The sequence below is a fragment of the Listeria monocytogenes genome, from assembly GCF_013282665.1.
GTDB lineage: Bacteria > Bacillota > Bacilli > Lactobacillales > Listeriaceae > Listeria > Listeria monocytogenes_C.
This window is the reverse complement of sequence record NZ_CP054041.1, coordinates 230815-252208: the sequence shown is the minus strand read 5'-3', so window position 1 is coordinate 252208 and position 21394 is coordinate 230815. Positions and strand designations below refer to the sequence as shown.

General features: G+C 38.9%; 22 protein-coding genes, 1 other RNA gene and 1 riboswitch. Of the genes, 20 read left to right on the top strand and 3 right to left on the bottom strand.

Annotated elements, in window-relative coordinates; all coding sequences use genetic code 11:
* Nucleotides 1-5 precede the first annotated feature (5 nt).
* On the bottom strand, nt 6-611 hold the full coding sequence (gene recU / locus HRK21_RS01305) for a Holliday junction resolvase RecU (protein WP_070005954.1): 606 nt from the start codon (nt 609-611) through the stop codon (nt 6-8).
* Nucleotides 612-857: 246 nt separating this feature from the next.
* On the opposite strand from recU, the gene HRK21_RS01300 reads away from it, so the two are divergent.
* The 11 genes from HRK21_RS01300 (at nt 858) to HRK21_RS01250 (ending at nt 10205) form a co-directional block, all read left to right on the top strand.
* Nucleotides 858-1223, top strand: coding sequence for a YppE family protein (locus tag HRK21_RS01300; protein WP_070005953.1), 366 nt, complete (start codon nt 858-860; stop codon nt 1221-1223).
* Nucleotides 1220-1765 carry an SLOG family protein gene (locus HRK21_RS01295; protein ID WP_003739290.1) on the top strand — a complete coding sequence of 182 codons (546 nt, stop codon included), beginning with the start codon at nt 1220-1222 and terminating at the stop codon, nt 1763-1765. The genes HRK21_RS01300 and HRK21_RS01295 overlap by 4 nt, the downstream gene beginning before the upstream one ends.
* 132 nt (nt 1766-1897) lie before the next feature.
* Nucleotides 1898-2239, top strand: coding sequence for a cell division regulator GpsB (gene gpsB / locus HRK21_RS01290; RefSeq protein ID WP_003722998.1), 342 nt, complete (start codon nt 1898-1900; stop codon nt 2237-2239).
* Nucleotides 2240-2275: 36 nt separating this feature from the next.
* An RNA gene (gene rnpB, locus HRK21_RS01285) (RNase P RNA component class B) lies at nt 2276-2657 on the top strand.
* 161 nt (nt 2658-2818) lie between these two features.
* Entirely contained in the window at nt 2819-3967 is a 1149-nt protein-coding gene (locus tag HRK21_RS01280; RefSeq protein ID WP_069887988.1) for a THUMP domain-containing class I SAM-dependent RNA methyltransferase, read from the top strand.
* Nucleotides 3968-3986: 19 nt separating this feature from the next.
* Nucleotides 3987-5495, top strand: coding sequence for a carboxypeptidase M32 (locus HRK21_RS01275; protein ID WP_077952263.1), 1509 nt, complete (start codon nt 3987-3989; stop codon nt 5493-5495).
* A 45-nt stretch (nt 5496-5540) separates the two neighbouring features.
* Nucleotides 5541-5641, top strand: a riboswitch (purine riboswitch).
* An 80-nt stretch (nt 5642-5721) separates the two neighbouring features.
* Nucleotides 5722-6300 (top strand): xanthine phosphoribosyltransferase, encoded by a 579-nt coding sequence (locus HRK21_RS01270; protein ID WP_003728269.1) that lies wholly within the window; start codon nt 5722-5724, stop codon nt 6298-6300.
* A gap of 6 nt (nt 6301-6306) precedes the next feature.
* Nucleotides 6307-7614 (top strand): nucleobase:cation symporter-2 family protein, encoded by a 1308-nt coding sequence (locus tag HRK21_RS01265; RefSeq protein ID WP_069887990.1) that lies wholly within the window; start codon nt 6307-6309, stop codon nt 7612-7614.
* A gap of 191 nt (nt 7615-7805) precedes the next feature.
* Nucleotides 7806-8864, top strand: coding sequence for a chitinase ChiA (chiA, locus tag HRK21_RS01260; RefSeq protein WP_003739285.1), 1059 nt, complete (start codon nt 7806-7808; stop codon nt 8862-8864).
* A 121-nt stretch (nt 8865-8985) separates the two neighbouring features.
* On the top strand, nt 8986-9255 hold the full coding sequence (gene rpsN / locus HRK21_RS01255; protein ID WP_003739284.1) for a 30S ribosomal protein S14: 270 nt from the start codon (nt 8986-8988) through the stop codon (nt 9253-9255).
* 77 nt (nt 9256-9332) lie between these two features.
* Nucleotides 9333-10205, top strand: coding sequence for a 5'-3' exonuclease (locus HRK21_RS01250; protein ID WP_003739283.1), 873 nt, complete (start codon nt 9333-9335; stop codon nt 10203-10205).
* Nucleotides 10206-10223: 18 nt separating this feature from the next.
* On the opposite strand, the gene HRK21_RS01245 is transcribed toward HRK21_RS01250, so the two are convergent.
* Nucleotides 10224-10625: a ribonuclease HI family protein gene (locus HRK21_RS01245; RefSeq protein ID WP_003739282.1), complete on the bottom strand. Its 402-nt coding sequence runs from the start codon at nt 10623-10625 to the stop codon at nt 10224-10226.
* A gap of 122 nt (nt 10626-10747) precedes the next feature.
* On the bottom strand, nt 10748-10948 hold the full coding sequence (gene cspD, locus HRK21_RS01240; RefSeq protein WP_003728273.1) for a cold-shock protein CspD: 201 nt from the start codon (nt 10946-10948) through the stop codon (nt 10748-10750).
* Between the two features lie 362 nt (nt 10949-11310).
* Here cspD and mntR point away from each other — a divergent pair, with 362 nt between their 5' ends.
* From mntR to HRK21_RS01195, 9 genes are all read left to right on the top strand, one after another.
* Nucleotides 11311-11739 carry a transcriptional regulator MntR gene (gene mntR / locus HRK21_RS01235; RefSeq protein ID WP_003739281.1) on the top strand — a complete coding sequence of 143 codons (429 nt, stop codon included), beginning with the start codon at nt 11311-11313 and terminating at the stop codon, nt 11737-11739.
* Nucleotides 11740-11895: 156 nt separating this feature from the next.
* Nucleotides 11896-13578 (top strand): formate--tetrahydrofolate ligase, encoded by a 1683-nt coding sequence (locus HRK21_RS01230; RefSeq protein WP_070005952.1) that lies wholly within the window; start codon nt 11896-11898, stop codon nt 13576-13578.
* A 119-nt stretch (nt 13579-13697) separates the two neighbouring features.
* Nucleotides 13698-15590, top strand: a complete 1893-nt coding sequence (locus HRK21_RS01225; RefSeq protein ID WP_070005951.1) for an ABC-F family ATP-binding cassette domain-containing protein — start codon at nt 13698-13700, stop codon at nt 15588-15590.
* 12 nt (nt 15591-15602) lie between these two features.
* Nucleotides 15603-16547 (top strand): thymidylate synthase, encoded by a 945-nt coding sequence (locus HRK21_RS01220; protein ID WP_069887994.1) that lies wholly within the window; start codon nt 15603-15605, stop codon nt 16545-16547.
* A 15-nt stretch (nt 16548-16562) separates the two neighbouring features.
* Nucleotides 16563-17045, top strand: coding sequence for a dihydrofolate reductase (locus HRK21_RS01215; RefSeq protein ID WP_069887995.1), 483 nt, complete (start codon nt 16563-16565; stop codon nt 17043-17045).
* A gap of 52 nt (nt 17046-17097) precedes the next feature.
* Nucleotides 17098-17973, top strand: a complete 876-nt coding sequence (locus HRK21_RS01210; protein ID WP_077952716.1) for a putative RNA methyltransferase — start codon at nt 17098-17100, stop codon at nt 17971-17973.
* Between the two features lie 68 nt (nt 17974-18041).
* The gene (locus HRK21_RS01205) at nt 18042-19553 is read left to right on the top strand and encodes a phosphohexomutase domain-containing protein (protein WP_070005950.1); all 1512 of its coding nucleotides are present in this window, start codon (nt 18042-18044) and stop codon (nt 19551-19553) included.
* A 138-nt stretch (nt 19554-19691) separates the two neighbouring features.
* Nucleotides 19692-20315 carry a DedA family protein gene (locus HRK21_RS01200; RefSeq protein WP_070005949.1) on the top strand — a complete coding sequence of 208 codons (624 nt, stop codon included), beginning with the start codon at nt 19692-19694 and terminating at the stop codon, nt 20313-20315.
* Nucleotides 20316-20408: 93 nt separating this feature from the next.
* A complete protein-coding gene (locus HRK21_RS01195) occupies nt 20409-21392 on the top strand; it encodes an aromatic acid exporter family protein (protein WP_069887998.1) in 984 nt (327 codons plus the stop codon).
* The last annotated feature ends 2 nt before the right edge of the window (nt 21393-21394 follow it).

Below are 21394 nucleotides of genomic sequence, written 5' to 3'. Positions count from 1 at the left end.
TTTGACTAGAAGTATAATTTGTCTATGGATTGCAAGAAGTCAAGCCTTGGATTTAGACCATAAGGAATTTGGTCTGATACATCTTGTATTTCTGCTATAGTGACTGATTTTCTCCCACCACTTTGCATGCGTTCCCAAAACGGATAAAATTTTTCAAAGGGAATGAAATGCGTTTCTCCGAGTTTTTGGAAGGCAATAATGACAAAAACAATACCGTGTTGTTTTAAGACGTTTGCCATGTGTGTCATTTGGTGATCGTGAAAATTACTCAACGGAAAAGAAGTTGTATTTTGCGTTTCTTTTGCTTCAAAATCAACGTACTTTCCTTTATAGACACCATTGTAATCTGTTGTGGATGGTGTTTTGAAGTAGGCTTCCTTAATTTTGGCACTACTTCTTTTTGGATAGTCCACACTGACAATTTGGACAGGGGTAGGTTTTTTGTGGATGACTGCTATTTCGTGAGTTAAGTAATACGCAATCGTATCATTTAGGTCATCTTCCAAAGACATACCACGCTTACCATAAGTTACAGGAGCTTTCCGTTTTTGTTGAGGAAGTCCCTCATGACTCGCTGCATACTTCTTGCCGTTAGGGTAACCAATAGCCATTTTTTTCACCTCTATCAGAAAAATTCTATTCTGAATTTTAGACTATCATCTATTATAACAAATAAAAATGAAAATGATAGTATGAATTAAATGCAAAATAGCTCTTTCTGGCATGAAACTATCTCATAAATAGAACGTACCTTCGTCTATTTTACCATATTTTAGCTAATAATCTAATTTTAGGCAAGATTTTTCAACCTATGCTATTCTTGTAGTAACTGAAATTGTGAAGAAAAGAGTGATAGAATGGACCTTTTAAACCGTACGGAAAATTTACTTCTTCAAAACGAAAAGAATTGGGAATTATATTTAAGTAATCGTGAAGAAGCAAAACCGTTTGATTTTTATAAAGATATGAAGCCTTTCGTTGACGAAGCAAAAAATAGCGCGGATGCATTTTTAGAATTAGCTATTCCGTGGGTAAACAAAGAGCGTCCTCCTTATTTAGGAGAACTACAATTACGACAAGCTTGTGACAATGTGCAAATGACTGCAGTAAGTGCATTTAATGGAAAGTCTTTTTATAAACATTTCTTAGACCACTACCAATCTACTAAGTATACACTAACAAGAGTGAGAGATTTCTTAAAAAGAAAAGAGGAATTAATGTGAAATCCATCGCAGTGACGGGATATAAAAATTTTGAACTTGGAATTTTTAAAAAGGATGCGGATGAGACAGTCTATATTAAAGAAACCATCAAACGTCATTTGCTTCCGCTCGTGGAAGATGGGCTTGAATGGGTGATTATTTCTGGACAATTAGGGATTGAACTCTGGGCAGGCGATGTGGTTGCAGAATTAAAAGAAGAGTATCCGATTAAGCTCGGGGTTCTTGAGCCGTTTGAAAAGCAAAGTGCTAATTGGAATGAAGCGAACCAATTATGGGCGAACGAAGTACTTGAAAAAGCAGACTATCATGCTTTTATTACGAAGCGTCCTTATGAAAGTCCAGCACAATTTGCGGCAAGAGATGGTTTTATTATTGATAATACGGATGGCGCTTTACTTGTGTATGATTTAGAAAAAGAAGGCTCGCCTAAATTTTTTTATGACCGAGCAATGCAAGCGAAAGAACAAGCTAATTATTATTTGGAATGCATTGACTTTTATGCACTACAAGAGGTGGTTGAGGATATGAATCAAACATTTTAATATAGAAGTAAATAGTTATTTTCATAAAAAATACTCGAATAGATTGACAAATGGTGTGAGATTTGAAAAAATAAGGGTAAGTATATGATTAAGAACAAAAATACGTAAGAATAGAGATAGAGGTGGAGTTATATGACTTCGGAACAATTTGAGTATCACTTAACAGGTAAAGAAATTTTGGAAAAAGAATTTAAAACTGGGCTTCGTGGTTATAGTCCAGAAGATGTTGATGAGTTTTTAGACATGGTTATTAAAGATTACAGTACTTTTACCCAAGAAATCGAGGCACTGCAAGCTGAAAATATTCGACTTGTTCAAGAGCTTGATAATGCACCACTTAGAACTTCAACACAACCAGCACCAACTTTCCAAGCAGCGGCACAACCTGCTGGAACGACCAACTTTGATATTCTAAAACGTCTTTCTAACTTAGAAAAACATGTTTTTGGAAATAAGCTGGACGACAACGAATAGGTATGCTAGTATAAGTAAGTTAAGAACAAATGAATAACGTTCGGATAATCGCTGTTTTCTTTTGAAAGCAGAGGAAAGTCCATGCTCGCACGGTGCTGTGATGCCCGTAGTGATCGTGCCTGGTCAAACAATAAGCCAGGGCATTCCGGTTTTCCGGTTTGACGGCAGGTGAATGACCTAAGTCTTCGGATATGGTCTTATAACCTTGAAGGTGCCACAGTGACGAAGTTCCGGCAGAAATGCTCGGAAGTGGAACGAGGTAAACCCCACGAGCGAGAAACTCAAACTTATGGTAGGGGCACTTTTCCCGAGGAATCAAGAACAAGGGACGAGGCGCGAATTAATTTTCGTGCAGATAGATGGTTATCTCTTTACTATTACCCTGTACGTAGTAAAGAACAGAACATGGCTTATAGAGCGTTATTTACAGGATTTAATTTAACATTGAAGGCTGTTTTAGAAGGCCGGAGCGCAAGTTTTAAGGTGGGTGTTCGACCTGGTTGAATGCCTATTTAAAACAAACCTCCTCCTTTTAAAACAGCTTTTTTCATTAGAAATTTAATTAAAGGATGGGACACAATGAAAACATTTCAGTTGGTAGCGACGGCTGCTTCGGGTTTAGAAGCAATTGTTGGAAAAGAAGTAGCGCGCTTAGGCTATGATCCAAAAGTAGAAAACGGTAAAGTATATTTTGAAGGAGATTTATCTGCAATTGCTAAAGCGAACCTATGGCTTCGTGTAGCTGACCGTGTGAAAATTGTGGTTGGAGTTTTTAAAGCAACGACATTTGATGAACTATTTGAAAAGACGAAAGCTTTACCTTGGGAAGATTATTTGCCACTTGATGCACAGTTTCCAGTGGCTGGGAAATCAGTTAAGTCAACGCTTTATAGTGTGCCTGATTGCCAAGCGATTGTAAAAAAAGCCATTGTTAACCGTGTTAGTGAAAAGTATCGTCGTTCTGGTCGCTTGATGGAAACAGGGGCGTTATTTAAGTTAGAAGTTTCTATTTTAAAAGATGAAGTAACTTTAACAATTGACACTAGTGGTGCGGGATTACATAAACGTGGTTATCGGTTAGCACAAGGTAGCGCGCCAATCAAAGAAACAATGGCAGCGGCGCTTGTCTTACTGACTAGTTGGCATCCGGATAGACCATTTTATGACCCAGTATGTGGTTCTGGAACAATTCCAATTGAGGCAGCACTTATTGGACAAAACATTGCGCCAGGTTTTAATCGTGAGTTTGTATCGGAAACATGGGACTGGATGCCGAAGCAAGTTTGGGCGGATGCGAGACAAGAAGCGGAAGATTTGGCTAATTATGATCAACCGCTAAATATTATTGGTGGCGATATTGATGCTCGGTTAATCGAAATCGCGAAACAAAATGCTGTGGAGGCTGGTCTTGGCGATTTAATTACTTTTAGACAACTTCAAGTAGCTGACTTCCAAACAGAAGATGAGTACGGGGTCGTTGTTGCGAATCCACCGTACGGGGAACGTTTAGAGGACGAGGAAGCAGTGCGCCAACTGTACCGTGAAATGGGGATTGTCTACAAACGTATGCCGACGTGGTCTGTGTATGTGCTGACTTCTTATGAACTTTTTGAAGAAGTTTATGGTAAAAAAGCGACGAAAAAACGCAAATTATACAATGGTTACTTGCGCACAGATTTATATCAATATTGGGGTCCAAGAAAACCACGTCCTAAAAAAGAAGATTGATTGAATGGAGGAGTTAAGTTTGGTAGAAACATTAGAAGAGGAATTTTTAGCGTATATTAAAAAGATGGAAGCTCTAGAAGAAGCACTCGCATTAGTTTACTGGGATCTTCGTACAGGTGCGCCGGCAAAAGGGATGGAAGGCCGTTCGGATGTTATTGGCGTTCTTTCTGAAGAGATTTTCAATATGCAAACGTCAGAAGAAATGGCTGCTTTTATTGCTGGACTTAATCAAGATAAAGAAAATCTATCCGAAATCACTCGTAAAACTTTAGAAGAATCTCAAAAAACATATGATTTAAATAAAAAAATCCCAAGTAAAGAATATGCGGAATATACAAAGCTAGTAGCGCAAGCGGAAACCGCTTGGACAACAGCACGCGAACAAAATGATTTTGCAGCATTTGAACCATTCCTAACAAAAATTTTAGAAATGAAGCGTAAATTCGTTGAGTATTGGGGTTATGAAGAAAATAAATATGACACATTACTTGATCAATATGAGCCAGGCGTAACCGTATCTGTGCTTGATTCCGTATTTGAGAAAGTACGTGACGGCATTATGGCGATTCGTGAAAAAATCGAAAATGAAGGTGTGAAGCCTGATGCGACGATTTTAAACACCAAAATATCTGAAGCAAAACAAAAAGAATTTAGTATTCGTATTTTGAATAAAATGGGTTTTGATTTTGAAGCAGGACGTTTAGATGAAACGGTTCATCCGTTTGCAACAGGCCTAAATACAGGTGATGTTCGTATTACGACACGTTATAACGAAAATGATTTTAAAATGGCTGTTTTTGGAACGATTCATGAAGGCGGACATGCGATTTACGAACAAAATTTTGATGAGGCGCTTGTAGGAACACCGCTTGCCAATGGGGCTTCTATGGGAATTCATGAGTCGCAATCTTTATTTTATGAAATTATTATCGGTTCTAGCTTAGCATTTTGGAAAAGTAATTATGCTGACTTCCAAGCGATTACAAAACCTGCTTTTGATCAAGTGAAGCTGGAAGATTTCTACCGTGCTGTGAATATCTCTGAAAGTTCGCTGATTCGAATTGAAGCGGATACTTTAACTTATCCGCTACATATTATGATTCGTTATGAACTGGAAAAAGCGCTTATTAACGGTGAATTGGAAGTAAAAGATTTACCGAAAGCTTGGGGCGATAAGTACGAAGAATATCTAGGTATTCGTCCAGATAATGATACAAATGGCGTTCTGCAAGATATTCACTGGGCTGGTGGCGATTTTGGTTACTTCCCATCCTACGCACTTGGCTTAATGTACGCGGCACAGTTCTTTAACCAAATGCAAAAAGAAATTCCGAATATCGATGCGATTATTGCCAGTGATGATTATTCGGAATTAAAAACGTGGTTGACTGAACATGTGCATAAATTTGGTAAAACAAAGAAACCTTTAGAAATTTTAACAGATACAACGGGAGAGGGCTTGAATCCAACGTATTTGCTAGATTTACTAGAAAAAAGATACGCCTATGTTTATCAATTTAATAAGTAAAAAATTAGCTTGACCCTGCTTCTTTAGAAAGCTATAATAAACAACATAACTTAAAACCGAAATACTTATATAATAGTTGCGATTGGGCGACGAGTTTCTACCTGGTTACCGTAAATAACCGGACTATGAGTAGTTTGTATAAAGAAGTCACTCTGAAAATTGGTGGCTTCTATACTGCTTCTCTAAAAATAGAGAAGCAGTTTTTTATTTTGAAAGGAGAATCGTTTTGAAATTACTGGAAGAGTTTATTCAAGAAAAAGGCACGGTCTTACCGGGGAATGTTTTAAAAGTGGATGCTTTTTTAAATCACCAAATTGATCCGGTTTTAATGCAAGCGATGGGAAATGAATTTGCTAAACGCTTCCAAGATTTAGGGATTACAAAAATTGTAACGATTGAATCTTCAGGTATCGCACCCGCCGTTTTTGCAGGGCTTGCGCTTTCCGTACCAGTCGTGTTTGCACGTAAGAAAAAATCAGTGACATTAACGGACAATTTATTCACAAGCACTGTCTATTCGTACACTAAAAAAGAATCGAATGATATTTCTGTATCAAAACAATTTTTAACTGCAGATGATACGATTTTGGTCATTGATGATTTTCTGGCAAATGGTCAGGCAGCACTCGGCTTACTTGAAATTGCGGAACATGCCGGAGCAAAGGTGGCGGGAATTGGGATTGTGATTGAAAAATCTTTCCAACAAGGTCGCGAATTATTAAATAAAACAGGGATTCCAGTTTATTCACTAGCACGAATTGCCTCACTTGAAAACGAAGAAATCTTATTTTTAGAGGAGGAATAGGAGTAAATGTTAGGTAAAGGGAAAATTGCAGCTTTAGGATTTCAACATGTTCTAGCGATGTATGCTGGAGCGGTGATTGTTCCACTATTAATTGGTGGAGCATTAGGTTTTAACGGAGAAGAAATGACCTACTTAGTTTCGATTGATATTTTTATGTGTGGGATTGCGACATTGCTACAATTAACGGTTAACCGCTTCTTTGGAATTGGTTTACCAGTTGTACTTGGATGTGCGGTTCAAGCGATTGCACCAATTATTTTAATCGGACAAGATATGGGCATTGGCGCGATTTACGGTTCAATTATTGTTTCAGGACTTTTTGTATTATTAATAGCACCATTTTTCTCCAAAGTTGTACGCTTTTTCCCTCCTGTTGTGACTGGTTCGGTTGTAACAGTGATTGGTTTAACACTTATTCCAGTTGCAATTAATAATCTTGCTGGTGGAGAAGGAGCAAAAGATTTTGGCTCAATGTATAATCTCGGCCTTGGTTTTGGGACATTACTTTTAATTATTTTAGTGTATCGTTTTGGTAAAGGGTTTTCGAAGGCGATTGCAGTTTTAATAGGTCTGGTTGGAGGTTCACTTTTTGCAGCACTTTATAAAGGGATCTCACTTGGTCCTGTGAGTGAGGCGAGCTGGTTCCATATGCCGAAACCGTTTTATTTTGGCACACCGACATTTGAGTGGCCGGCGATTATTACGATGATTTTAATTGCGCTTGTCAGCATGGTGGAATCGACGGGAGTATATTTCGCTTTATCTGATATTACCGAACGCAAATTAACACAAAAAGATTTAACGCGTGGTTACCGAGCAGAAGGACTTGCGATTATGCTTGGCGGTGTATTTAATACATTCCCTTATACGGCTTATTCGCAAAACGTTGGACTCGTTCAACTTTCTGGTATTAAAACACGTAAAGTGATTTATGCGGCCGCTGGTTTCCTAATTGTTCTTGGTTTGATTCCAAAAATTGGTGCAGTGACAACGATCATTCCGACACCAGTTCTCGGCGGCGCTATGGTCGCAATGTTCGGCATGGTTGTCGCACAAGGAATTAAGATGCTTGGAAAAGTTAATTTCACTTCTCAAGAAAACTTATTAATTATTGCGTGTGCAGTTGGTGTTGGCTTAGGCGTAACAGTCGTACCAGATTTGTTTAATGCTTTTCCATCCTTTGTTCGCTTATTTACGAGTAATGGAATTGTTGCGGGCAGTGTGACAGCTATTACATTAAATATCATTTTCAATATGATTCCACACCGCAAAGATAAAAAAGTAGCAGATCCAGAACCACAACATGCGAAATAAAAAATAAAACAGTTTTAATTGGGCTATTTTTTCTCAGTTACTTATACACATTCATTTATTTGAAAGCGGAATTGGTCTATATCAATTTCGCTTTTTTGCTGTTTTTCTAGTTTTATTTTCATTATGATGGGTATTTTCTAGTAGCTCCAAAAAAGCAAGATTGGGGTAGATAAAGTAAGGGGGAAAAGTAGATGAATGGAAAACAAGTAATGGTTGGTGGTTTGTCTTTACTTTTAGTTGGTGCGGGACTGGGGGCATTTGGCAGTACAGCGAAAGCGGCGACGGATGACGCTTCTGTAATGCCAGATATTTCTAACAAACAGGTGCTAGTTGGATACTGGCATAGCTGGAAATCTTCCGGGAATGATGGCTATCAACAAGGGACTTCGGCTGATATCGCCCTAAAAGATACACCAAAAGCTTATAACGTGGTCGATGTTTCCTTTATGAAAGGAGACGGGGTAAATCGCATTCCAACATTTAAACCAGTGGGAATAAATGATAGCGATTTCAGAGCGCAAGTCGGCGCATTAAATAAGGAAGGTCGGGCCGTTCTTTTGGCACTAGGTGGAGCAGATGGACATGTGGAACTAAAAGCTGGGGATGAGCAGGCGTTCGCGAATGAAATTATCCGTCAAGTAGAAACATATGGTTTTGATGGTTTAGACATCGACTTAGAACAAAGTGCGATTACTGCGGGAGATAATAAAACGGTTATCCCAGCTGCACTAAAAATTGTCAAAGATCATTATAAAGCGGAAGGAAAAAATTTCCTAATTACAATGGCGCCAGAATTTCCTTATTTAAAACCAGGTAGTGCCTACGAAAGTTACCTAACTTCACTTGCTAATTATTATGACTATATTGCACCACAACTATATAATCAAGGTGGCGATGGTGTTTGGGTTGACGAAACAAACCAATGGATTGCGCAAAATAATGATACATTAAAAGAATCTTTCTTATATTATATGGCGGACTCCTTTATTAATGGGACTCGCGGTTACTTGAAAATCCCAGCTAATAAATTCGTGTTCGGTTTACCAGCTAATGTGGATGCAGCCGCAACTGGATATGTAACAGATCCGCAAATCGTCAAAAATGTTTTCACCCGTTTACAAGCAAAAGGCACACCAGTAAAAGGGATTATGACTTGGTCGGTGAACTGGGACGCAGGTAAAAATAAAGCAGGAGTGCCTTATAATAATGGTTTCTCTAACGCGTATGGTCCGATAGTTGGAACTAAATAATAGAACAGCCGATATCCAGTTTAATTGGATATCGGTTTTTTTAAACAGAAGACTTGCTTTCCTAATTAAATCGGCGTATGATGTAAATCGTAATCATTATTATTTAAGAAAGGAGAGACATATGGCTAAAAAATCAAAAGTTGCCAAACATGAACGTCAACAAGCACTCGTGGAACAATATGCGGAACTTCGCCGGACGCTAAAAGCAGAAGGCCGCTACGAAGAGTTACGCAAATTACCACGCGATTCTTCCCCGTCAAGACTACACAATCGTTGTGAACTAACTGGACGTCCCCATGGATACATGCGTAAATTTGGTATGTCGCGAATCCGTTTTCGTGAACTAGCACATCAAGGACAATTACCCGGCGTGACAAAAGCAAGTTGGTAAAAAGCTCCTTTTTTTCTGCGAGCCAGTTCTAATTATGCTACAATAGATGGCAGTAGAAGGAAATTGGAGGATTATATATGACCGAAAATCGAGAAAATTTGCTCGTTGTTGATGGAATGGCACTGCTTTTCCGAGCATTTTATGCAACAGCCGTTTCCAAACAATTTATGTTTAACCAACAGGGAATCCCGACGAATGGGGTGCAAGGTTTTATGCGCCACATGTTTGCAGCGATTCGTCAGAGTAACCCAACACATACACTAATATGCTGGGATATGGGGTCGCAAACATTTCGAAATGAATTATATGATGGCTATAAAGCAGGCAGAACAGCACCGCCAGAGGAAATGATTCCACAGTTTGATTTAGCGAAAGAGGTAGCTGCTGGATTTGGCTTTGTCAATTTAGGTGTGCCGGGTTTTGAAGCAGATGACTGTATTGGTACAATTACCGTTCAAGCGAGTAATACGATTGCCACTACCGTTTTAAGTGGCGACAAAGATTTACTGCAATTAATCGCACCAACAAATGATGTCTGGATTATGCAAAAAGGTTATGGCAATTATAAACGATATGATGAAGCGACATTTTTTGAAGAGATGGGTATTTCTCCAAGACAATTTATTGATGTAAAAGCATTAATGGGTGACACTTCAGATGGTTATCCGGGTGTTCGTGGAATCGGTGAAAAAACAGCAATCAAGCTTATTCAAGAATTTGAGTCAATTGAAGGCGTCTTAAACAACCTTGATAAACTAAAACCAGCACAACAAACCAAAATTCAAGAAGACTTAGCGATGCTAGAATTAAGTCAAAAATTAGCTCGGATTCATACAGAAGTTCCGCTAGAAATAGACTTGCCTAGCTTGAAATATGACGGTTTCCGCGATGATGCTTTTGCTGTAGTTGAAAAATACGGTTTAAAAACGTTAACGCGCGATATCGAATAAAAAATAGAAGCAATCTGGTTATTTGACTCCAGGTTGCTTCTGTTTTTTTATAGCCTGACGCGCAAGATGGTCGGCTTGTTTATTTTGACTTACATTGCGCCACTCGGCAAAAAATAGTTCGAATGAATCGGCCATTTCCAAAATTGCTTCTAAATGCGGCTTGAATAACGGGTTTTTCGCATGTCGTTTATGAATTGCTTCGATTGCAACTTTCGAATCAGAGTATAAACGAATTAATGTAGCTTGTTTTTTTATGGCTTCTTCTAGCCCCAGTTTAATTGCGATGAATTCAGCTTCATGATTCGTCATTACTGCGAGCGGGATGGCGAATTGTTCATAAATACCTTCTGCTTTTAAGACGATTCCAGCCCCACTTGGTCCAGGATTTCCAGCACTTGCACCATCCACGAAAACTTCCATATTATGCGCCTCCTATTAGATGAATAGATGTGGCTTTATTATAGAAGGAAAGCTCTTTTTTTGCAATAAAAAAACCGGCGAGTTATGCCGGTTTTTAAGTCCGTGTCTAATTGGCAACTGGTTTAGGCTTTTTCGACGTTAGCTGCTTGAGCGCCGCGATTACCTTCAACTACTTCAAATGTTACCGCTTGGCCTTCTTCTAAAGATTTGTAGCCGTCACCTTGGATCGCTGTGAAGTGGACGAAAATATCTTCGCCGCCGTCTGATTCGATAAAACCGTAACCTTTTTCGTTGTTAAACCATTTTACTTTCCCATTTTGCATTGAAATAAATCCTCCTAAGTATGGCTAATAATTGCTAGAACTATTCGTTAAAACGCTTTCATTTTAACTTAAAAAAATTTCTCGCAAATACTACCTTTTCTGTTCATAGCGTTGCCGCATATGATACTAACACTATAAATCAAAATACCTATAAACGTCAAGCTGATTTTCGATATTTTTTAAATTTTTGGACTTGTAAGGGCATACTTTTGACTAAAATGTCTTAAATAAGTACAAATTGCTTTTTTTTCGGAGGAACACACTAGGAAAAATTTCGTTTTAGAAAGGGTAATTACTTTTAGAAAGGGCGATATTATAGTACAATTGGCTATGTGAAAGAATTTAAGTTGGAGGGTATAGCTATGCCAACACCTAGTATGGAAGATTATATTGAAAAAATCTATTCCCTTATTGAGACGAAAGGTTATGCCAGAGTTTCGGATATTGCTGATGAGTTATTTGTCCATCCATCCTCTGTAACAAAAATGGTGCAGAAACTGGATAAAGACGAATATTTAATCTATGAGAAATATCGCGGATTAATTTTGACGCCTAAAGGTACACAAATGGGGAAAAGGCTCCTAGAAAGACACGCATTACTAGAAAGTTTTTTAAGTATTATTGGCGTAGATCCGTCTCATATTTATCAGGATGTGGAAGGTATTGAACACCACTTAAGTTGGAACTCGATTGACCGAATTGGGGATGTTGTTCAGTTTTTTGAAAATCACCCAGATGCGCTTAAGACGCTCAAGGCAATGGAGACGACGAAACCAGAAACAAAGGAATAATGGTAATCCAAGGTTAAGATGTTGATTTTTGCGCAATCAGGCTTTACTTTAGAATCAAAATGGTGTTACATCGCTTGGTGTCGCGCTTTTTTGATGCACTGGTGAGCCAAAACATCTTAATTCTTTGTTACAATATACATATTCGGAGGGGATATCATGTCAAATAAAGTGAAATCAGATATTGAAATTGCATCAAAAGCAGAAATTCTACCAGTTACGACTATTGCGGAACATTTAGGACTAGACGCAGATGCACTCGAACTTTACGGAAAGTATAAAGCAAAGTTATCCTATGATACCATTCACTCGCTAAAAGACAAAGAACCAGGAAAACTTGTTCTTGTTACGGCGATTAATCCAACGCCTGCTGGAGAAGGGAAATCGACAGTGACAGTTGGTCTTGGTGATGCACTCTCTAAAAAAGATAAGAAAACCGTTATTGCACTTCGCGAACCATCGCTTGGACCTACCATGGGTATTAAAGGCGGAGCAACAGGTGGCGGATACGCGCAAGTTATTCCAATGGAAGATATTAATTTACATTTTACAGGTGATTTTCACGCAATTACAGCAGCCAACAATGCTTTATCGGCATTTATTGATAACCATATGCAACAAGGGAATGACCTAGATATTGATGGCCGAAGAATCGTTTGGAAACGTGTGGTTGATTTGAACGACCGTGCACTTCGAAAAGTGATTGTTGGTCTAGGCGGTCCTATTCAAGGGGTTCCACGTGAGGACGGTTTTGATATTACGGTTGCTTCTGAAATTATGGCAATCATTTGTTTAGCAAGTGATTTAAAAGATTTAAAGAAACGTTTAAGTGAAATTGTCATTGGTTATAACTATAAAAAAGAACCAATTACAGTTGGCGAAATGGGCTACGAAGGCGCTTTAACATTACTATTAAAAGATGCTTTAAAACCTAATTTGGTGCAAACATTAGAACATACACCTGCCATCGTTCACGGTGGACCTTTTGCGAATATTGCTCACGGATGTAATAGTGTTTCTGCGACAAGCACGGCACTTCGACTAGGTGAATATGTAGTCACAGAAGCTGGATTTGGTGCAGATCTTGGTGCAGAGAAATTTTTAGATATTAAAGTTCCTGCCCTTGGGAAAGCTCCAGATTGTGTTGTTATTGTAGCAACGATTCGCGCACTGAAAATGCACGGTGGCGCTTTGAAAACCGAGCTAAGCGAGGAAAATGTGGATGCGCTAGCTAAAGGTTTTACTAATTTACAAAAACATACGGAATCCATTCAAACATTTGGTATTCCTTATGTTGTAGCCATTAACAAATTCATTACCGATTCTGACGCAGAAGTAGCGAAATTAGAAGCACTTTGCGAAGAACACGGCATTCCTTTCTCTCTGACAGAAGTTTGGGAAAAAGGCGGCGACGGTGGTCTTGAACTTGCGGATAAAGTTATTGCGGCTGTTGAAAGCGGAGAAGCGGACTACAAACGCATTTATGATGACGCGTGGTCGATAGAAGAAAAATTGGAAGCGATTGTGACGAAGGTTTACGGTGGTATTGGCGTGGAACTTTCCAGCAAGGCGCAGAAACAAATCGTTGAATTCAAAAAATATGGTTGGGATCGTTATCCGATTTGTATGGCGAAAACTCAATATTCCTTATCGGATGATCCGACGTTGCTTGGTCGTCCAACTGATTTTGTGATTCATATTCGTGAATTTATTCCAAAACTTGGTGCTGGCTTTGTTGTTGCTTTAACAGGTGACGTGATGACAATGCCGGGCTTACCAAAAAAACCAGCGGCATTAAACATGGATGTCGATGAAAATGGTAACGCGCAAGGCTTATTTTAAAAGTAAAAGTTCCAAAAGCGGATTCGCCGCTTTTGGAACTTTTTTCATCTTAAGCAATTGCTATGTTTTATGTTTTCCGCTAGAATAGATAAGGACGAACAGGAAATGGATGGGACTAAATGAAACAATTAAAAGTGGAAAATTTAACAAAAACATACGGCGAAAAAAGCCTGTTTGAGAATATCTCCCTAACGATAACAGAAGGCGAACGTATTGGTTTAATCGGTGTAAATGGTACCGGGAAATCAACGCTATTACAAATTATTTCTGGTAGTGAATCTGGGGATAAGGGCACTGTTACGAAAGCGAAAGATTATACGATTGGTTATTTAGCACAAGATCCTGAGTTTAATGAAGCGAATACGGTTCTTTCGGCTGTTTTTGATGGGGATACTGCGGCGCTTCGGGCAATGCGCAAGTACGAAGAAGTATTGCTCGCGATGTCACTTGATGCAGAAAATACCAAATTACACGATGCTTATACAACCGCTAGCCAAGAAATGGATGCTAGTGCGGCTTGGGATATGAACACAGAAGCGAAAACAATTTTGGAGCGATTAGGCATCACAGATTTAACCGCGAAAATAAGTGAGCTTTCTGGTGGACAACGAAAACGGGTTGGTTTAGCGCAAGTCTTAATCGAGACACCAGATTTACTTATTTTGGACGAACCTACCAACCATTTAGATTTTCAGTCAATTCGTTGGTTGGAAGAATATTTAAATCGCTTTAAAGGGGCTGTCTTACTTGTTACCCATGATCGTTATTTCCTTGACCGAGTGACAAATCATATGGTGGAGCTCGACCGAGGTTCGGCTTATCGATACGTTGGGAACTACGAGAAATTCATGGAATCTAAAGCCATTCGAATGGAAAATGAAGTCCGTGAATCTGAGAAAAATAAAAACCTTTATCGTAAGGAACTAGCATGGATGCGCCGCGGTCCTCAAGGTCGCGCCACTAAACAAAATGCCAGACAAGACCGTTTCCATGATTTAGAGAAAAAAGTGAAAACAAAAATCGATGACTCAGAACTGGCAATTGATTTTGTTACTAGTCGTCTTGGAAAAGATGTTTTCGAACTGAAAAACTTAGAAAAATGCTTTGATGAAAAACAAGTATTGCAAGACTTTAGTTTGATTATCCAACCCGGTGAACGCCTTGGCATTACAGGGAATAACGGAACTGGGAAATCGACTTTACTGAATATGTTGGCTGGAAAACTAGCGCCAGATGCTGGGGAAATAGTCACAGGTCAAACCGTACAAATCGGTTACTATACGCAACAAAATGAAGAAATGGATCCGGATATGCGAATGATTGCTTATTTGCAAGAAGCGGGAGAGCAAGTGACCACTTCTGGTGGCGAAGTAATCAGTGTGAGTGCGATGTTAGAACGATTTTTATTTCCACCAAATTCCCACGGGAAGAAAATTGGTAGCTTATCAGGTGGAGAAAAACGGCGGTTATTCTTACTACGCATTTTGATGGAACGACCCAATGTCTTATTGCTAGATGAGCCGACGAATGACTTGGATACGCAAACATTAACGGTTTTAGAAGACTATTTAGAATCATTCAATGGCACCGTAATTACGGTTAGCCATGATAGATATTTCCTCGATAAAGTCGTAAACAAATTGCTCGTTTTCCGGGCAATTGGTGAAGTAGAAATTTTCTACGGCGAATATAGTGATTATTTGAAAGAACTTGTGACCAAAGCAAAACCAGCAAAATCAATGAAAAAAATGGTGAACACTTCGGTCGATAAGCCAGCACCGGAGAAAAAAGAGAAAGTCAAACTCACCTACCAAGAACAACTCGAGTGGGACGGAATTGAAGATGCCATTAGCGAATTAGAACAAACCATTGAATCGTTTAATGAAACATTGGAACAAACCGGAGCGGACTTTACAAAAGCAGCAGAAATTAGCGAACTCATCACGGCAAAAGAAACGGAGCTCGAACAAATGATGGAACGCTGGGAATTTTTATCACAATACGCGGAATAAGGAGTGCGAACGATGAAACAATATTTGGATTTAGAAAAGTACGTTTTAGAGAATGGGACACAAAAAGGAGATCGCACTGGGACTGGAACAATCAGCACATTTGGTTATCAAATGCGTTTTGATTTACAAGAGGGCTTTCCGATTATGACAACAAAACGGGTACCATTTAAACTTGTAGTAAGTGAACTGCTATGGTTTTTACATGGAGATACGAATATTCGCTACCTTTTACAGCATAATAATAATATTTGGAATGAATGGGCTTTTGAACGTTTTGTGAAAAGTGATGATTATAAAGGCGAAGATATGACTGACTTTGGACTGCGTGCTGAGCGTGATCCAGCTTTCAAAGAAGTGTATCAAGCGGAGATGGAGAAGTTTAAAACACGTATTTTAGAAGATGAAGCGTTCGCGAATAAATACGGCGAGCTAGGTAATATTTACGGTAAACAATGGCGCGAATGGAAAACTTCGCAAGGGGAAACAATTGATCAGTTAGCAGATTTGATTGAAATGATTAAAACGAATCCGAACTCGCGTCGTTTGATTGTCTCTGCTTGGAATCCAGAAGATATTCCGAATATGGCTTTACCGCCTTGTCATTCGCTATTCCAATTTTATGTTGCGGATGGGAAATTATCATGTCAGCTGTATCAGCGTAGTGCTGACATTTTCCTTGGTGTACCATTTAATATTGCGAGCTATGCGCTTCTAACACATTTGATTGCGCGTGAAGTAGGACTGGATGTTGGCGAGTTTATCCATACAATGGGTGACGCGCATCTTTATAATAATCATATTGAGCAAGTGAAAGAACAGTTGTCTAGAACACCGCACAAACTTCCAAAATTAGTGCTTTCAGATAAACCAGCAACGATTTTTGATTTTGATGTAGCGGATATTTCACTAGATGGTTATAATCCAGATCCGGCAATTAAAGCACCAATTTCAGTATAAGGGAGGTTTTTTTGGATGATTATTTTTGTTTGGGCACAAGACCGCGCTGGAAATATTGGAAAAGATAACAAAATGCCGTGGCACTTACCAGGAGATTTGCAGTTTTTCAAAAAAACGACGACTGGGAAAACGCTTGTCATGGGGCGAAAAACCTATGAATCGCTAGGAAAAGCTTTACCAAATAGAAAGACAATCGTGTTGACACGAGATCAAGACCTCAAGTTAGATGATGCAGAGGTACTTCATTCAAAAGAAGCTGTTTTAGGTCTTGCTGAGACAGGAGAACCAATCTATGTAGTTGGTGGTGCAGAAATCTATCGTTTATTTATGGATGTGGCGGATCAGCTGATTGTGACAAAAATTGATGCAGAGTTTGAGGCTGATACTGCGTTTCCTGAAGTGGATTGGGAGAATTTTTCCGAACTGGCGAAAGAATTCCATGAAAAAGATGAAAAAAATAAGTACAATTATACTTTTTATACGTATGAAAGAAATTAGTAGAAACGTTGCCTGCATGCGGGCAACGTTTTTCGAGTGGAGTGAATATTAATTGTTATCGAAAATGGAGATAAATAAACGCGCCTTGAACGAAAATATAACTCTTCTTGCTTGTCCCATTTGTGGCGAAGCATTCGCGTTTAGAGAGCCTCAGTCATTTGTATGTCTGGAAGGTCATGGGTTTGATATCGCCAAACCAGGTTATGTACATTTACTAAAACAAGCTCATAAAACAAAATATGATCAATCATTATTCGAATCCCGTAAAAAAGTGATCACGAGTGGCTTTTTTGAAAAATTAATCGAGCGAGTGACAGAATTTATTGCGGAGAAGAAAAAAGAACAACTCGTTTTATATGATGCAGGTTGCGGGGAAGGAAGTCATTTGACGCGAGTTGTATCGAATTTACAGGCAATTGGTGTTAATGTCCACGCAGTTGGTTTAGATATCGCCAAAGAAGGGGTGAAACAAGCGGCACGCGACTATCCTGGTATTGCTTGGACAGTAGCTGATTTAGCCAATTGCCCGAATCAAGCAGAGACGGCGGATGTCATTTTAAATATTTTATCGCCATCGAATTACGTGGAATTCAAACGACTTTTAAAGAAGGATGGATATTTGCTAAAAGTAGTGCCAGAAGCGAATTATTTGCGGGAATTACGTGAATTTATTTATGTCGACGAGAAAAGTAGTTATTCGAATGAGTCGGTCACATCACGGTTAGCAGAAAAGTTAAGCGTAGAACACGTAGAACGAGTGACCTACAAAGCGCCGATTGCCAAAGAATTATTTGCAGATTTTCTTGAAATGACACCACTTGGTTGGCATATTGAAGCGGAGAAAAAAAGCGAATTACTGGGAAACCCACCAAAAGAATTAACCGTTGATTTGCAAATTATTATCGCAAATAGAGCACCTCTTTTGTAAAAGCTATGTGAAAATTTCGCAATATAAGCTATAATGAAGGGGAAAAATACAGAAGCTGGAGGAATGACATGAATCAATCAGAAACGAAAGCGTTAGAAGCACTGCAAAACGGATCAGACATACGTGGAATAGCTATTGCTACGGAAAAATATCAGATTACGCTAACAGACGAACGTGTAGAAAAGATTGCTTATGGCTTTGCGAAATGGCTAAAAGAGGAGAAAAAAGTGGAAGGTCAAGCGAAAGTGGCAATTGGTCATGATAGCAGACTTTCAGCTGAACGACTAAAAGCGGCACTTGTCAAAGGGTTAACTTTTGCTGGTATAGATGTTGTGGATGTTGGGCTTGCAACAACGCCAGCGATGTTTATGGCAACTCAGTACGAAGACTATGACTGCGATGCTGGGATTATGATTACAGCGAGCCACTTACCTTTTATGTATAATGGACTAAAATTATTTACGAAATCTGGTGGAGCTGAACACGAAGATATTGATTATATCGTGGCTCACGCAGATAAATCTTTCATAGAAAATGGACTAAATCTTGGTAAAGTAACAAAACAAGATTTACTTTCTACATATGCAGCAGACTTAACGGATAAAATTAGAGCTGGAATCACGGATGCAGCTGACAAAATGAAGCCACTCCAAGGGAGCCATATTATTGTTGATGCAGGGAACGGCGCGGGCGGCTTTTTTGCTGAGAAAGTATTGGCAGAACTTGGCGCAGACATTTCTGGAAGCCAGTTTTTAGATCCGGATGGAAATTTTCCTAATCATATTCCGAACCCTGACAATGAGGAAGCTATGGCTAGTTTGAAAAAAGCGGTTCTTGCGAGTGGGGCGGATTTAGGCGTGATTTTTGATACGGATGTAGACCGTGCTGCAATCATGGATAAAAATGGTGAAAGTTTAAACCGCAACCCGTTAATTGCTGTTATCTCTAGTATTATTTTAGAAGAAAAACCAGGAACAACTATCGTGACTGACTCCACAACATCGGGGCATTTGCAAACCTTTATCGAAGCAAAAGGTGGGAAACAACATCGTTTTAAACGTGGTTATCGTAACGTTATCAATGAAGCGCTGCGCCTAAATGCAAACGGAACACCATCAGAAATTGCTATCGAAGTAAGTGGTCATGCCGCATTAAAAGAAAATTATTTCTTGGATGATGGCGCTTATCTCATTGCCAAAATTTTAATGACTTACGCAACATTACGAAAAAATGGAAAAGATTTGCCGGATTTAATAGCTGATTTAAAAGAACCCGCAGAAAGCGAAGAAATTCGTTTGAGCATTACGGCAACAGATTTTAAAGCTTATGGAAAAGAAGTTTTAGCTGATTTTCTGACGTTCGTAGAAGCGGATCCGGATATGGAATTAGAACCTGTGAATCAAGAAGGAATTCGTGTGAATACGAAAGGTGCGCTTGGTGAAGGCTGGTTCTTACTACGAATGAGCTTACATGAACCGGTAATGCCAATGAATTTAGAAAGTGATGAAGCTGGTGGCATCAGAAAAGTAAAAGATCGTTTAGCAGGATTTTTCGCGAATAAGGCCGAATTAAAAATGTGAAACGCAAAGAACTTGGTACATTTTAAGCTACCAAGTTCTTTTTTCTTATCAAAATGATTGAAAAATAGTGGCTAGTATAGTAAAATTAAAAAGCAAGCACTTACTTTAAAAGGGAAATAAAGTACAGGAGTGTGTTTTTTGGAAACTTGGATTACAAGTATTATGGCTGATTTTGGCTATATCGGTATTTTTGTTTTGATTATGATTGAAAACTTGTTTCCGCCTATTCCCTCTGAGATTATCTTAACTTTTGGTGGATTTATGACGACAGTTACATCACTGAATGTCGTGATGGTGATTATTGTAGCAACACTAGGTTCTGTAGTGGGCGCTATTTTACTGTATAAAGTCGCTTCTTATTTTGGTAAAGAACGACTCACGAAAATAGTGTTAAAATACGGTCGGATTTTGCGGCTGAAGGAATCTGATGTGGAACGCGCAGAAAATTTCTTTTTGAAATATGGAAGTTGGGCCGTGTTTTTATGTCGAATGATTCCGCTCATACGAAGCCTGATTTCGATTCCAGCTGGGATGACGAAGATGAAAATGTCGCGATTTCTAATTTTGACAACTGCGGGAAGTTTACTTTGGAATACGGTTTTAATTGGACTTGGTGCTATACTCGGTGAGTCATGGAATGAAATTGTTGTTTTCATGGATAGCTTTTCGACAATTATTTATAGTGTCATTGCGATAACCCTAGTTGTCGGCTTAGGATTCTTTTTCCGAGCGCGTTTCAAAAAAACATTAGATGAAGAATAATGTAAGGCCTTGAAGAGTAATCTTCAAGGTTTTTCTTTTGCGTTTTTCGCTTTCGTGCTATGATAAGTTGGACATAGAAAGGGGACAGGACATATGCGGATTGGAATGCGAACGGTAAAAACCGCGATTGCAGCGACACTGGCGATAATTTTGGCGGAATGGCTACACTTGGAATATGCAGTCTCGGCAGGGATTATCGCAATTTTAAGTGTTCAAAATACAAAAAAGGGATCTTTACAATTAGCAATTCAGCGGGTGTATTCGACCGTTTTGGCGCTATCTATTGCTGCCGTTTTTTTCATGCTTATTGGTTATAATGCGGTGAGTTTTGGACTTTATTTATTGATTTTTATTCCACTTGCTGTAAGACTTCATGTTGCTGACGGAATTGTTGTGAGCTCTGTACTTGTATCGCATATTTTACTCGAACAATCACTATCCTTCTTTTGGTTTAAAAATGAACTGTTACTTATGGCCGTTGGTGCTGGCATTGCGATTATTTTAAATTTATATATGCCTAAAATGGAAGACGAATTAAAACGCAGTCAACAAAAAATAGAAGCAATTATGCGACAAATTTTGACAGAAATGACGCAAGGGCTTCGGAATCAGTCGGAGTATCATGATGAATTTGGCTTATTAAATCAATTAAAGGGTACATTAGACTATGCTCAAGAAAAAGCAGCGAGAAATTTAGACAATCAGTTTTTTGCTTCTTCTCATTATTATTCGCAGTACGTTGATATGCGGCTTGTACAATATCGAATTTTAACACAGATGAAACGGCATTTAGTCGCGTTTGACCATTCTTCAGAGCAAAGCATGGCACTCGCAGAAATTACGGAAAAAACGGCACAGACGCTAGATGAGCATAATACGGCAGAAGATTTAGTGGCAGAAATTACGAAGATGGTGCATGAGTTTCGAGGCAGTAAGCTCCCAGAGACACGAGCGGAATTTGAAAATAGAGCAATTCTATTCCAATTTATGAATGATTTGCGCTATTTGTTAGAAATGAAGCGAGATTTTTATGCGGAGTTTGGACTAAAAGAAAAAGAAATGACGAGGGGACGATGAAC

Coding starts and splice junctions, on each gene's coding strand:
- recU (WP_070005954.1), bottom strand. CDS start 611: ATGGCTATTGGTTACCCTAACGGCAAGAAGTATGCAGCGAGTCATGAG.
- HRK21_RS01300 (WP_070005953.1), top strand. CDS start 858: ATGGACCTTTTAAACCGTACGGAAAATTTACTTCTTCAAAACGAAAAG.
- gpsB (WP_003722998.1), top strand. CDS start 1,898: ATGACTTCGGAACAATTTGAGTATCACTTAACAGGTAAAGAAATTTTG.
- HRK21_RS01280 (WP_069887988.1), top strand. CDS start 2,819: ATGAAAACATTTCAGTTGGTAGCGACGGCTGCTTCGGGTTTAGAAGCA.
- HRK21_RS01265 (WP_069887990.1), top strand. CDS start 6,307: ATGTTAGGTAAAGGGAAAATTGCAGCTTTAGGATTTCAACATGTTCTA.
- chiA (WP_003739285.1), top strand. CDS start 7,806: ATGAATGGAAAACAAGTAATGGTTGGTGGTTTGTCTTTACTTTTAGTT.
- rpsN (WP_003739284.1), top strand. CDS start 8,986: ATGGCTAAAAAATCAAAAGTTGCCAAACATGAACGTCAACAAGCACTC.
- HRK21_RS01250 (WP_003739283.1), top strand. CDS start 9,333: ATGACCGAAAATCGAGAAAATTTGCTCGTTGTTGATGGAATGGCACTG.
- HRK21_RS01245 (WP_003739282.1), bottom strand. CDS start 10,625: ATGGAAGTTTTCGTGGATGGTGCAAGTGCTGGAAATCCTGGACCAAGT.
- cspD (WP_003728273.1), bottom strand. CDS start 10,948: ATGCAAAATGGGAAAGTAAAATGGTTTAACAACGAAAAAGGTTACGGT.
- mntR (WP_003739281.1), top strand. CDS start 11,311: ATGCCAACACCTAGTATGGAAGATTATATTGAAAAAATCTATTCCCTT.
- HRK21_RS01230 (WP_070005952.1), top strand. CDS start 11,896: ATGTCAAATAAAGTGAAATCAGATATTGAAATTGCATCAAAAGCAGAA.
- HRK21_RS01225 (WP_070005951.1), top strand. CDS start 13,698: ATGAAACAATTAAAAGTGGAAAATTTAACAAAAACATACGGCGAAAAA.
- HRK21_RS01220 (WP_069887994.1), top strand. CDS start 15,603: ATGAAACAATATTTGGATTTAGAAAAGTACGTTTTAGAGAATGGGACA.
- HRK21_RS01215 (WP_069887995.1), top strand. CDS start 16,563: ATGATTATTTTTGTTTGGGCACAAGACCGCGCTGGAAATATTGGAAAA.
- HRK21_RS01205 (WP_070005950.1), top strand. CDS start 18,042: ATGAATCAATCAGAAACGAAAGCGTTAGAAGCACTGCAAAACGGATCA.
- HRK21_RS01195 (WP_069887998.1), top strand. CDS start 20,409: ATGCGGATTGGAATGCGAACGGTAAAAACCGCGATTGCAGCGACACTG.